Origin of the sequence: Nonomuraea sp. NPDC049421 (assembly GCF_040677005.1) — a bacterium.
Classification (GTDB): domain Bacteria; phylum Actinomycetota; class Actinomycetes; order Streptosporangiales; family Streptosporangiaceae; genus Nonomuraea; species Nonomuraea salmonea.
The window spans coordinates 25,076-36,863 of record NZ_JBFAQA010000010.1 but is presented as its reverse complement, the minus strand read 5'-3'; the positions used below and the strand labels follow the sequence as shown (position 1 = coordinate 36,863).

The following is an 11,788-nucleotide window of genomic DNA, read 5'->3' as shown; positions in this document are numbered from 1 at the left end:
GATCATCGGGCGCGGCGCTCGCGGGGGCGTTTTCTGGAGAGGCGGTCGGTGAGGGTGGGGAGGAGGCCCTGGGGGAGGAAGAGGACGACGACGATGAGGACGAGGGCGTACACCGCGTACGACAGGACGCTCGGCGCGTACGACGGCATCCACGGCAGGGTGGCGAGGCTGTCGAGGCCCTGGACCAGCAGGGTGATGGCGGTGGCGCCCACCACGGCGCCCCACAGGGTGCCGAGGCCGCCGACCACGGCCATGACGATGTACTGGATGGAGATCAGCACGGGGAAGGAGCCGGGGGCGACGTAGCCGGTGTAGAAGCAGTAGATGCCGCCGGCCAGGCCGGCGAAGGCGGCCGACAGGGCGAAGACGACGAGCTTGTAGCGGCCGACGGGGATGCCCGACGAGGCGGCGGCGGTCTCGCTGGTGGCCAGGGCGCGCAGGGCGCGGCCGGGGCGTGAGGTGCTCACGTTGTGGGTGACCAGCAGGACGAGGGCGAGGCCGCCCCAGGTCAGGTACGCGTACGCGGCGGCGCTCTCGGCCTGGAAGGAGCCGATGGAGAACTGCGGGATGGCCTGCAGCCCGATGTCGCCGCCGGTGAACTCGAGCTGCCCGGCCAGCGACAGCAGGATGAGCTGCATGGCGAGGGTGGCGAAGGCGAGGTGGTGGCCGCGCAGCCGCAGCAGGGGAGTGCCGATGACGAGGGCGGACAGGGCGGCGACGACGGGCGCGGCGATCAGGCCGGCGACCGGGGGCACGCCGCCGAGTGCGAGCAGCGCGGCGGTGTAGGCGCCGATGGCGTAGAAGGCGCCCTGGCCGAGCGAGACCTGCCCGGCGTAGCCCATGAGCAGCGACACCCCGACGGTGACGATGGCGGCGAGGCCGAGCAGGATGTAGACGGCGAGCGCGCTGTCGTCGAGCACGGCGGGCAGGGCGAGTGTGACGGCGGCGGCGAGGAGCCCGGCGGCGAGCCTGATCATACGGACTCCTGGGAGAGCGTGGTACGGCGGCTCGCCTGCACGATCATGACCACGATCATCAGCCCGAGCGCGACTTCTAGCTGGTGTGAGCCGTAGCCGTAGCCGGCGGCCATGGTCTCGGCGACGCCCAGCAGCAGCGCGCCGGCCAGCGCGATGACGGGCCTGGTGAGCGCGCCGAAGACGGCGGCGGCGAAGCCGTTGACGATGAGGGTGACGTCGGTGTCGAACGAGATCGGCCGCAGCGGCGTCACCAGCACTCCCGCGATGCCGCCGAGCAGCCCGCCGAGCGCGAACGCGAGCAGCCCCATCTTTCTGACGTCGATACCGACGACGCGGGCGGCGTACGGGTTGGACGCGCACGCGGTCAGCGCCTTGCCCAGGTAGGTGCGCCCGAAGAAGAGGGCGAGCAGCACGAACGTGGCCGCGGTGACCCCGATGACCAGCAGGTACTGGGTCTGGATGCGCGCACCGAGTATCTCCACGGAGCCGGCCAGCCCGGGCGCGGAGCGCGGCTGGTCGCCCCACAGCACGATCTCCACCGCGTACGCCAGCACGCCCACGCCGAGCGTGACGATCAGCGACGACAGCGGCGTGGTGCCGGGCCTGCCGATGGCGGCCAGGCCGGTGAGCAGCCCGGCCAGCGCGGCGGCGAGCACGGCGGCCACCTCGCTCACGCCGTGCGGGAGCCCGAGGCCGAGCAGCGACGACGTGCACAGTCCCGCGACGACGGCGAAGGTGCCCTGGGCGAAGTTCACCACGCCGGTGACGCGGTGGATGGTGACCAGCCCGCTCGCGATGAGCGCGATGGTGCAGCCGACGGCCAGGCCGTTCAGCAGGTACGTGAGGAACGCGCTCATGTGATCGCCCCGCCCAGGTAGGCGCTGGCCACCCGCGGGTCGTCGGCCAGCTCGTCGCACGGGCCCTCGGTCACCAGCCGCCCTGACTCCAGCACGTACGCCCGCGAGCACAGGTCGAACGCCAGCCGCGCGTTCTGCTCGATGAGCAGCACGGTCAGCCCGTGGGAGCGGTTCAGCTCGGCGAGGTGGGCGGCGAGGTCGGCGGTGACGTTGGGGGCGAGCCCGAGCGACAGCTCGTCCACCACGAGCGCGTCGGGCTCGGACATCAGCGCCCGCCCGAAGGCGACCATCTGCTGCTCGCCGCCGGACAGCACCCCGGCCCGCCGCCCGGCCAGCTCGGCCAGGCGGGGCAGCAGGTCGTAGACGAGGGCGGGGTCGCGCCGTCCTGAGCGCCAGCCGCCGAGCACCAGGTTGTCGGCCACGGACAGGTCGGGGAAGAGCTGACGGCCCTCGGGGATGAGCGCGAGCCGCCCGCCGATCCGCACGCTGCCCGAGGCGGGCCGCAGCAGCCCGGCGAGGGTGTTGGCGAGCGTGGACTTGCCGGCGCCGTTGGGGCCGAGCAGGGCGACCATCTCGCCCTTGGCGGCGGTGAGCGTGACGTGGTCGAGCGCGGTCGCGGTGCCGTACGAGACCACCAGGTCCTGGACGTCGATCATGACGCCTGCCCGAGGTAGGCGGCGAGCACCAGCGGGTCGGCCCTGACCTCGGCGGGCGGGCCGTCGGCGATGACCTGGCCGAGGTCGAGCACCACGACCCGGTCCACCAGCCGGGTCACGAACGCCACGTCGTGCTCGATGAGCAGGATCGTCAGACCGTCGGCGCGCAGTTCCTCCACGAGCGTGGCGAGCCGCTCGCGCTCCTCGCCGCGCAGGCCGGAGGCGGGCTCGTCGAGCAGCAGCAACCGGGGCCGCGCGCACAGGGCGCGGGCGAGCTGGAGCGCCCGCTGCTGGCCGATGGGCAGCCGGTCGGCGGGCCGGTCGGCCCACTCGGCCAGCCCGACGCGCTCCAGCGCGCGGTCGGCCGCCTCGCCGATCTCGCGCTCGTCGTGCCGGTGCCGCGGCAGCCGCAGCGCGGCGGAGACGAACCCGGCATCGGTACGCCCGTGCGCGCCGACCATGACGTTCTCCCTGACCGTCATGCCGCGGAAGACGCGGGCGGCCTGGAAGACGATCGACATGCCGAGCCTGGCCCGGCGGTGCGGCGGCAGCCGGTCCACCCGGCGGCCGAGGAAGGAGATCTGGCCGTGGTCGACGGCGAGGTGCCCGGTGATGAGGTTGAACAGGGTGGACTTGCCCGCTCCGTTCGGGCCGATGACGCCGCAGACCTCGCCGTCCGCGACGTTCAGCGACACGTCGCGGACGGCGTAGACGCCGCCGAAGGAGCGGGAGACGCCGGTGACCTCCAGCACGCCTACCCCAGCGCCGAGACGGTCTTGGCGAGCTGCTCCTTGGCCCACTCGGTCGGGACGAACTTGCCGTCCTTGACCGTGTTGACCGAGATGTACTCGGGGGACAGGCCGGAGTGGTCGGTGGCGGAGTACCGGAAGCGGCCGTTCGGCGTGATGAGGTCCATCGTCTCCAGGGCCTGCTGGATCTTGGCCTTGTCGGTGCTGTTCGCCTTCCTGATCGCCTCGAACAGCAGCAGCGAGGCGCTGTAGCCGTCCTGCGCGAACTGCGGCGGCGGGTAGCCGTGCTTCTCCTCGTACGGCTTGGCCATCTGCTCGATGACCTGCTTCTGCTTGCCGTCCGGCAGGTGCTCGCCCACGACGCCGATCGCGCTCTGCACGGTCATGCCCTCGGCGGCGGCGCCCATCGGCTCCAGCCACAGCTTGCTGGCCTGCGAGGCGGTCAGGAACAGCGGGGTCTTCAAACCGGAGGCGACGTACTGCTTGGCCGCGGTCACGCCGGGCGCGCCGGAGCCCCAGAACACCAGGGCCTCGGCCTGCGACTCGCGCACGTGGGTGAACATGGGGCTGAAGTCGGAGGTCGTGGTCTCGTACGGCTCGTCCACGGCGATCGTCACGCCGTACTTGGGCGCCAGCTCCACCATCGCCTCGTGGCCGGAGACCGAGTACGCGCTCTTGGAGTCCCAGCCGACCGCGATCGTCTTGATGCCCTCGGCCTGGATGTACTGCAGGAAGCGTTCGGCGTACATGCTGGACAGGGCGGGGGTGACGAAGATGTGCGACTTGATCGGCTCGACCTGCTCCTGGGCGGGGGCCAGCGACAGGTACGGCATCTTGTCGCGCTCCGCCAGCGGCTCCACGGCCAGCGCCGAGTTGGAGAACACCGGCCCGATCAGCGCGTCGATCTCGCCCTTGATCTGGTTGTAGGCCACGATGCCCTGGTCAGGGGCGGTCTTGTCGTCCCTGGTGACCAGCTCCACCTTGCGGCCGAGCAGCCCGCCCTGGGCGTTGACCTGCTCGACGGCCAGCTCGACCGCCTTCTTGTCCTCGCTGCCGAGCGGCGTGTAGTTGCCGGTGAGCGAGACGATCAGGCCGATCTTGATCGGGTCCTGACCGCCCGATCCGCCGCCTCCGCCGTCACCACTGCCCCCGCAAGCGGTGAGCGTGAGTAGGAGACAAGCCAGCGACGGTAGAAGCCTGCGCATCAGGACCTCCAGGACCGGGCGATGTGGCCCCGACAGTAGGCAGGTACATTACGGCTGTCAACAGATTGCCGAATATCGGGAGACACCCGCAATGAGGCCTCAATCCGTGATTCTGACCTTCCTCGGCGATTACGTATACGGCCACGGGATCTGCGTCTCCTCGGGAAGCTTCATCGAGGCGTTCGGCAAGGTCGGCATCTCGGAGGAGGCGACCCGTTCGACGCTGACCAGGATGGTCGGGCGCGGCCTGCTGCGCCGCCAGCGGTCGGGCCGGCGCATGTACTTCGGGCTCACCCCCACCAGCACCGAGGTGCTCAAGGACGGCGAGCGGCGCATCTGGCACAGCGGCGTGGTCAACGACAGCGGCGCCGACCAGTGGACGCTCATCGGCTTCTCGCTGCCCGAGTCGTGGCAGCGCCAGCGGCACGAGCTGCGCTCGCGGCTGGTCTGGGCGGGCTTCGGGCCGCTGCAGAACGGCCTGTGGATCGCGCCGGGCGAGGTGGACGCCGCCGGCGTCATCGAGGACCTGGACGCCAACGTCAAGGTGTTCGCCGCCGAGCCCCGGCAGCCGACCGACATGCAGGCCCTCGTCCGCGACGCCTACGACCTCGAAGGGCTCGGCGAGCGCTACCGGGAGTTCCTGCGCCGCTGGGACCAGGCCGACCCGGCCCCCGACGCCCCCGACGACCTGGCCCGCTCGCTCATGCTGCTGACCGGCTGGCTGCAGATCATCAGGACCGATCCGCGGCTGCCGCTGCGCTACCTGCCGCACGACTGGCCGGCCGAGAAGGCGCAGCGCGTCTGCCACTCGCTGCACGAGCGGTTCAGGCCGCAGGCGGCGCGGATCGTGGCCGATCTCCTGGACACCGTCCACGATGAAAGTTGGGCAGAACGGTGACAGCGATCGCATAGTGGCCTAACTTGAGGGCTTGAGCGTCAAGGAGTGCCGATGCGGAATCAGGGGATTGGCTCGTGGCCGGCGCGCAGGGCACGCATGACGCCCGACAGGGTGGCGGTGTCGTACCGCGGGCGCGAGCACACCTATCGTGAGCTGCTCGAACGCGTTCACCGGCTGGCCTCCGCGCTCGGCGTGCGGCGCGGCGACCGGGTCGCCTTCCTGGGCGCCAACCAGCCCGCGATGGTCGAGACGTTCTTCGCCGCCGGGCTGCTCGGCGCCGTGTTCGTGCCGCTCAACACCCGGCTGGCCGAGCCCGAGCTGCGCTTCATCCTCGACGACGCCGAGGCCGCCGTGCTGGTGCTGGGCGAGGAGCGCGACGGCGCCGGGCTGCCCGGCCGGCACGTGGGCGGCGCCGCGTACGAGGAGCTGGTCGCCTCCGGCTCGCCCGAGCCGATCGACGAGCCGGTGAGCCAGGACGACGTCTGCCTGATCATGTACACCTCGGGCACCACGGGACGCCCCAAGGGCGCCATGCTCACCCACGCCAACCTCACCTGGAACGCGGTCAACCTGCTCGTGGACGTGCCGCTGGCGCACGACGAGGTGGTGCTGATCAGCGCACCCATGTTCCACATCGCGGCGCTGGCGCAGACGCTCATCCCGTGCGTGCTCAAGGGCGGCAGGGCGGTGCTGGAGCCGTCGTTCGACGTGGAGCGCACGTACGACCTCATCGAGCGCGAGCGGGTCACGGTGATGTTCGGGGTGCCGTCGATGTTCGGCTTCCTCACCCGCTCGCCGCGCTGGCCCACCGCCGACCTGTCGAGCCTGCGGCACCTGCTGTGCGGCGGCGCGCCGGTGCCGGAGCCGCTGATCAGGACGTACCAGGAGCGGGGGCTGACGTTTCTGCAGGGATACGGCATGACGGAGACCGCGCCAGGGGCGCTCTTCCTCGGCGCCGAGCACTCCGTGGACAAGGCGGGCAGCGCCGGCGTGCCGTGCTTCTTCTCCGACGTCCGGCTGGTCGCCCCCGACGGCTCGCCCGCCGCACCGGGACAGCCGGGCGAGCTGTACGTCCAGGGCCCCAACGTGATGCGCGGCTACTGGCGGCGGCCGGAGGAGACCGCGAAGGTGCTGTCGGAGGACGGCTGGTTCCGCTCCGGCGACGTCGGCGTGGCCGACGAGGACGGCTACGTGCGCATCTCCGACCGCATCAACGACGTGATCATCTCCGGCGGCGAGAACATCTACCCGGCCGAGGTCGAGAGCGCCCTGTACGAGCATCCCGCCGTCGCCGAGTGCGCCGTGATCGGGGTGGCGGACGAGCGGTGGGGCGAGGTCGGCAAGGCCCTGGTCGTGCTCCGTGCCGGGGTCACGACGAGCCCCGACGACCTGCTCAAGCACCTGGACGGCCGCCTCGCCCGCTACAAGATCCCGAAATATCTCGAATTCGTGGCTGACCTGCCCAAGAACGCGGCGGGCAAGCTCCTCAAGGCCCCGCTGAGAAAGCTCTACGGAGGAGGATGATCCATATGCGTACCTCACCGCCCTTCCGCGCCGACCACGTCGGCAGCCTGTTGCGTCCACAGGAACTGCTGCGCGCCCGCGAGACCCTGAAAGGTGACGAACTGCGCGCCGCCGAGGACGCGGCCATCAGGGAGGTGGTGCGCAAACAACGTGACGCCGGCCTGCAGAGCGCCACCGACGGCGAGTTCCGCCGGGCCTCCTGGCACATGGACTTCATCTATCAGCTCGGCGGCATCGGCCAGGCCGCCGACGAGCAGATCACCGTGCGCTTCCACAACGAGCAGGGCGACATCGAGTTCACCCCCGCCGCGCTGCGCGTGCACGACCGGATCAAGCTCGACGCGCCGATCTTCGCCGACGACTTCGGATTCCTGCGCGACACCGTCGGCGAGGGCGTCACGCCCAAGCTGACCATCCCGTCGCCCAGCATGGTCCACTACCGGGGCGGGCCCGCCGCCATCGACCCCGAGGTCTATCCCGACGTCGAGGAGTTCTGGCGCGACCTCAGCGCCGCCTACGCCGAGCAGGTGCGCAGGATCGGCGCGCTCGGCTGCACGTACCTGCAGTTCGACGACACCAGCCTGGCCTATCTCAACGACCCCGCCCAGCGCGCCGAGCTGGCCGGGCGCGGCGACGACGCCGAGCACATGCACCTGCGCTACATCAAGCAGATCAACGCCGCGCTCGCCGCCAAGCCGGCCGGCATGACCATCACCACCCACATGTGCCGGGGCAACTTCCGCTCCTCCTGGGCGGCGTCCGGCGGCTACGACTTCGTGGCCGAGGCGCTGTTCAACGAGCTCAATGTGGACGGCTTCTTCATGGAGTTCGACGACGAGCGCTCCGGCGGCTTCGAGCCGCTGCGGTTCGTGCCGCCCGGCAAGATGGTGGTGCTCGGGCTGGTCACGACCAAGCGCGGCGAGCTGGAGTCGAAGGACACGCTCAAGCGGCGCATCGACGAGGCCGCCAAGTTCGTCGACCTCGACCAGCTCTGCCTGTCGCCGCAGTGCGGCTTCTCCTCCACCGTCGAGGGCAACGAACTGACCGAGGAGCAGCAGTTCGCCAAGCTGCGGCTCATCGTGGAGACCGCCCAGGAGGTCTGGGGCTGACATTCGGGGCTCCCCCTCCGGCGCGAGGGGGAGCCGGTCAGAGCGTGACGACCGTGCCGGTGAGCCTGGCCTGCTCGGCGGCCCAGACCACGCGGTGCGTCAGCAGGCTCTCGGCCGCGTCGGTGTGCAGCGGCGACGGGTCGCCCGACGCGACGGCGGCGAGGAAGGCGTCGGTGAGCCCCTCGTCGCCGCCCCCGTGCCCGTCGGCCGCCGAGGGCCCGACGGTCTCGTCCAGGCTCAGGGTCTCCTCCGTGCCGGTGCGGAAGTCGACCACGCGCAGGGTGGCGCCGTCGCCGTCCATGTAGCCGTGGGTGCCGAACAGGCGGGTGCGGCGATGCTCCATCGGGGTGAACGCGCTCATGGTGAACGAGCAGGTGCCGCCGTCGTCGAACTCCATCAGCACCTCCTGGTGGTCCACGACGTCGTTGTCGCAGGCGTAGACGCAGCGTCCGTACGGGCCGGTGCGCAGCGCGTCCAGCACGTCCTCCTCGGTACGGCCCGCCGTGACGGCGCCGAGCGGCCAGAACTCGCTGTCGGGGTCGCCGAGGCAGCCCAGGTAGAGGCGCTTGGCCGAGTACGGGCAGGTGGGCTCGATCGGGCAGTCCAGGCACCGGTCGGCGGCGCCCTCCGGCCGGTCCTCGGCGCGGAAGTGCGACAGCGAGCCGAACGACGACACCCGGGCCGGCGGCCGGCCGAACAGGTGCACCAGCCAGTCCACGTCGTGGCACGCCTTGGCGAGCAGCATCGGGGCCGAGGTGTCCTCGCGCCGCCAGTGTCCGCGCACGAACGAGTGCGCCTGGTGCCACCAGCCCACCGGCTCCAGGTGCTGCACGCTGATGAGCCGCCCGATGCGGCCCTCGTCCAGCAGCCGCTTCACCAGTCCTGTGTAGGGGGTGTAGCGCAGCACGTGGCAGACGGCCAGCATGATGCCGTTGCGCTCGGCGGCCTCGGTGATCATGGCGGCCTCGCGCTCCGTGGTGGCCATCGGCTTCTCCAGGAGAATGTGGTAACCGAGGTCCGCCAGCGTCACGGCAGGGTCGGTGTGCAGCCTGTCCTGGGTGGCGATCACCGCCGCGTCGGCCACCCGCCCGGCCGCCGCCAGCTCCTTCCAGCCCGGCAGCGCCAGCTCTGGAACGATCCCGAACTCCGCCGCGAACGCCGCCCTGCGCCCCGGATCCGGCTCGGCCACCGCCACCACGCGCCCGGCGCCCGTGGCGTGCGCGCGGCGCGCGTAGGTCAGCCCTCGCAGGCCGCCGCCGACGACGGCTAGAGTCACCTCAGTCATGGAACCTTCCCCGACTAAATATCATGGAGACCATCATTATTCGGCCTGGGAAAGCTGACAGCAAGGGGGGCGGATGGCCGCGGAGATGAGCGGCGGTGACCTGTCACGGCTCCGGCAGCTCAACGCGCTGGCCGTGATCAAGGCGTTGCAGGGCCAGGACTCGCTCACCCTCACCGAGGTCGCCAAACGCACGGGGCTGTCGCGGGCCTCGACCGAGGACGTCGTGCGCGAGCTGCTGCAGAAGGGCTGGGTGACCGAGGCGGGCGCCACCGCCGGCGGGGTCGGCCGCCCGGCCAGGCGCTACCGGTTCAGGGCCGAGGCTGGCCGGGTGCTCGGCGTCGACATCGGCGGTCACAAGATCCGCGCGGTGGTCGCCGACCTCGACGGCACCGTGCTGCAGAGCGCCAGGGTACCCGTCACGCCGGAGATGGGGCGGCTCGAACGCCTGGAGGCCGTGGACAGGGCCGTGACGGAGTGCCTGGAGGGCGCCGGGCTGACCGGCGGCGAGATCTGGGCCTCGGGCGTCGGCACGACGGGCCTGGTGGACGGCGCCGGGCGGGTGCTGCTGTCGGAGGCGCTGCCCGAGTGGACCGGCGTCGACCTGGCCGCCCACGTACGCCGCCTGGCCCCCGCCCCCGTGCTGGTGGAGAACGACAGCAAGCTCGCCGCCCTGGCCGAGTGCTGGCGCGGCGTGGCCCGCTACGCCAAGGACATGGTGTTCCTGCTGGCCGGCCTGCGCACCGGCGCCGGGCTGGTGATCGACGGCAAGCTGCACAGGGGCTTCGCCAACGCCTCAGGCGAGATCGGCGCGCTGCCGGTGCTCGGCTGGATCAGGGCCCAGGAGCACCTGAGCGCCGCCAACGGGGAGGCGGGCGACGTCTTCGCGGCGGCCCGCAACGGCGACAAGGCGGCGCTGGCCGCGGTCCGCCGCTACGTCAAGGACCTGGCGCTGGGCGCGTCGGCGCTGGTCCTGACCCTGGACCCGCAGATGGTGGTGGTCGGCGGCGGGTTCTCGCGCTCGGCGGACGTGCTGATCGAGCCGCTGAAGCGGGAGCTCGACCGCTGGTGCATCCGCACGCCCGAGGTGCGCATGTCGGCGCTGGGCGACGAGGCGGTGGTGCTCGGCGCCGTACGTCTCGCGCTCGACGACGTGGAGGACCGGGTGCTCGACGGCAGGAGCCCGCTCGTGAGCCATCTGTAACACGGCTTGCTCTTGAAAACAATTTCACTGGACTCCATGATTACTCCCACGTTCTAGGAGAGGACATGGGAGATGTGGAAGTCGGCACGGAGCGGTGCGGCCCTCCTCTGCGCGGCACTGCTCGCCTCCGCGTGCGGCGGCGGTGAGCAGGCCGGCGCGGGCGCGCAGTCGCAGGACAAGGTGACCCTCTCGTACGGCGTCTGGGACGCCACCCAGCAGGAGGTCATGAACGAACTGGCCGCGGAGTTCACCAAGACGCACCCGGACATCGCGGTCGACGTCCAGCTCACCCCCTGGGCCGACTACTGGACGAAGATGAAGGCCGCCGTCAGCGGCGGCGCCGCGCCCGACGTCTTCTGGATGAACGGCCCCAACTTCCAGCTCTACGCCTCCAACGGCGTCATCGCGCCCATCGAGGAGCAGGTCGACACCTCCGTCTACCCCAAGCCCCTGGTGGACCTCTACACCTACGAGGGCAAGCTGTACGGCCTGCCCAAGGACATGGACACCGTGGGCGTCTGGTACAACAAGACGCTCTTCGACGCCGCCAAGGTGAAGTATCCGGCCGACGACTGGACCTGGGACGACTTCAAGCAGGCCGCCGCCAAGCTGACCGACCCCGCCAAGGGCGTCTACGCGATCGGCGCCCAGCTCACCAGCTTCCAGGAGTACCAGTACCCGACGATCTACCAGGCCGGCGGCCACGTGATCTCCCCCGACGGCAAGAAGTCCGGCTACGACGACCCCAAGACGATCGCCGGCCTGAAGTTCTGGACCGACCTCATCGCCGACAAGCAGTCGCCCGACCTCAAGACCATGACCGACACGGGCCCGCTGCAGCTCTTCGAGGCCGGCAAGCTCGCGATGTACTGGGGCGGGTCGTGGAACGTGGCCGAGTTCAGTAAGAACGAGTACACCAAGGACAAGGTGGACGTCGCCCCGCTCCCCAAGGGCGAGCAGCAGGCTACGATCATCCACGGCGTCGCCAACGTGGTGTCGGCCAAGACCGAGCACCCCGAGCAGGCGTGGGAGTTCGTCAAGTTCCTCGGCTCCAAGCAGGCCGCCGACCTCCTCGGCAAGAAGGGCCCGATCCCGGCCTACAACGGCACCCAGGGCGACTGGGTCGCGGCGCACCCCGAGTGGAAGCTCCAGTCGTTCCTCGACGCGGTCTCCTACGCGGTGCCGTACCCCGTCTCCAAGAACACCGCCGCCTGGCAGGAGGCCGAGCTGACCCACCTGACCAAGGCGTGGACCGGTGAGGTGCCGGTCGACCAGGCCGCGAGAGAACTCGCGGCGGCGATGAACGACCTGCTGGCCAAGGAGTGAC

General features: G+C 70.9%; 11 protein-coding genes. 5 read left to right on the top strand and 6 right to left on the bottom strand.

The features are described from left to right. Positions 1-2 precede the first annotated feature (2 nt). The 5 genes from AB0K18_RS18730 to AB0K18_RS18710 are packed head-to-tail and all read right to left on the bottom strand — an operon-like array spanning position 3 to position 4,444. The gene (locus AB0K18_RS18730; protein WP_364915447.1) at positions 3-977 is read right to left on the bottom strand and encodes a branched-chain amino acid ABC transporter permease; all 975 of its coding nucleotides are present in this window, start codon (positions 975-977) and stop codon (positions 3-5) included. Continuing rightward, positions 974-1,834 (bottom strand): branched-chain amino acid ABC transporter permease, encoded by an 861-nt coding sequence (locus AB0K18_RS18725; RefSeq protein WP_364915445.1) that lies wholly within the window; start codon positions 1,832-1,834, stop codon positions 974-976. Before AB0K18_RS18725 ends, AB0K18_RS18730 begins: the two co-directional genes overlap by 4 nt. Next, complete coding sequence (locus tag AB0K18_RS18720) at positions 1,831-2,490, bottom strand: ABC transporter ATP-binding protein (protein ID WP_364558436.1); 660 nt, start codon at positions 2,488-2,490, stop codon at positions 1,831-1,833. The genes AB0K18_RS18725 and AB0K18_RS18720 overlap by 4 nt, the downstream gene beginning before the upstream one ends. Next, entirely contained in the window at positions 2,487-3,242 is a 756-nt protein-coding gene (locus tag AB0K18_RS18715) for an ABC transporter ATP-binding protein (RefSeq protein ID WP_355420268.1), read from the bottom strand. The genes AB0K18_RS18720 and AB0K18_RS18715 overlap by 4 nt, the downstream gene beginning before the upstream one ends. A 2-nt stretch (positions 3,243-3,244) precedes the next feature. Continuing rightward, positions 3,245-4,444, bottom strand: coding sequence for an ABC transporter substrate-binding protein (locus tag AB0K18_RS18710; protein WP_364558442.1), 1,200 nt, complete (start codon positions 4,442-4,444; stop codon positions 3,245-3,247). 106 nt (positions 4,445-4,550) lie between these two features. Here AB0K18_RS18710 and AB0K18_RS18705 point away from each other — a divergent pair, with 106 nt between their 5' ends. The 3 genes from AB0K18_RS18705 to AB0K18_RS18695 are packed head-to-tail and all read left to right on the top strand — an operon-like array spanning position 4,551 to position 7,975. Then, positions 4,551-5,342 carry a PaaX family transcriptional regulator C-terminal domain-containing protein gene (locus AB0K18_RS18705; RefSeq protein ID WP_364915442.1) on the top strand — a complete coding sequence of 264 codons (792 nt, stop codon included), beginning with the start codon at positions 4,551-4,553 and terminating at the stop codon, positions 5,340-5,342. 51 nt (positions 5,343-5,393) lie between these two features. After that, complete coding sequence (locus AB0K18_RS18700; RefSeq protein ID WP_364915440.1) at positions 5,394-6,866, top strand: long-chain fatty acid--CoA ligase; 1,473 nt, start codon at positions 5,394-5,396, stop codon at positions 6,864-6,866. A 5-nt stretch (positions 6,867-6,871) separates the two neighbouring features. Further along, positions 6,872-7,975 (top strand): 5-methyltetrahydropteroyltriglutamate--homocysteine S-methyltransferase, encoded by a 1,104-nt coding sequence (locus AB0K18_RS18695; protein WP_364915438.1) that lies wholly within the window; start codon positions 6,872-6,874, stop codon positions 7,973-7,975. A 37-nt stretch (positions 7,976-8,012) separates the two neighbouring features. Here AB0K18_RS18695 and AB0K18_RS18690 read toward each other — a convergent pair whose 3' ends face one another. Then, positions 8,013-9,260, bottom strand: a complete 1,248-nt coding sequence (locus AB0K18_RS18690; RefSeq protein WP_364915436.1) for a Gfo/Idh/MocA family oxidoreductase — start codon at positions 9,258-9,260, stop codon at positions 8,013-8,015. A gap of 73 nt (positions 9,261-9,333) precedes the next feature. Between AB0K18_RS18690 and AB0K18_RS18685 the strand changes: the two genes are divergently transcribed. Continuing rightward, positions 9,334-10,461 (top strand): ROK family protein, encoded by a 1,128-nt coding sequence (locus AB0K18_RS18685; protein WP_364915434.1) that lies wholly within the window; start codon positions 9,334-9,336, stop codon positions 10,459-10,461. A 72-nt stretch (positions 10,462-10,533) separates the two neighbouring features. Beyond that, positions 10,534-11,787 carry a sugar ABC transporter substrate-binding protein gene (locus AB0K18_RS18680; protein WP_364915432.1) on the top strand — a complete coding sequence of 418 codons (1,254 nt, stop codon included), beginning with the start codon at positions 10,534-10,536 and terminating at the stop codon, positions 11,785-11,787. Position 11,788: the final 1 nt, after the last annotated feature.

Coding starts and splice junctions, on each gene's coding strand:
- AB0K18_RS18685 (WP_364915434.1), top strand. CDS start 9,334: ATGGCCGCGGAGATGAGCGGCGGTGACCTGTCACGGCTCCGGCAGCTC.
- AB0K18_RS18710 (WP_364558442.1), bottom strand. CDS start 4,444: ATGCGCAGGCTTCTACCGTCGCTGGCTTGTCTCCTACTCACGCTCACC.
- AB0K18_RS18695 (WP_364915438.1), top strand. CDS start 6,872: ATGCGTACCTCACCGCCCTTCCGCGCCGACCACGTCGGCAGCCTGTTG.
- AB0K18_RS18690 (WP_364915436.1), bottom strand. CDS start 9,260: ATGACTGAGGTGACTCTAGCCGTCGTCGGCGGCGGCCTGCGAGGGCTG.
- AB0K18_RS18725 (WP_364915445.1), bottom strand. CDS start 1,834: ATGAGCGCGTTCCTCACGTACCTGCTGAACGGCCTGGCCGTCGGCTGC.
- AB0K18_RS18730 (WP_364915447.1), bottom strand. CDS start 977: ATGATCAGGCTCGCCGCCGGGCTCCTCGCCGCCGCCGTCACACTCGCC.
- AB0K18_RS18680 (WP_364915432.1), top strand. CDS start 10,534: ATGTGGAAGTCGGCACGGAGCGGTGCGGCCCTCCTCTGCGCGGCACTG.
- AB0K18_RS18720 (WP_364558436.1), bottom strand. CDS start 2,490: ATGATCGACGTCCAGGACCTGGTGGTCTCGTACGGCACCGCGACCGCG.
- AB0K18_RS18700 (WP_364915440.1), top strand. CDS start 5,394: ATGCGGAATCAGGGGATTGGCTCGTGGCCGGCGCGCAGGGCACGCATG.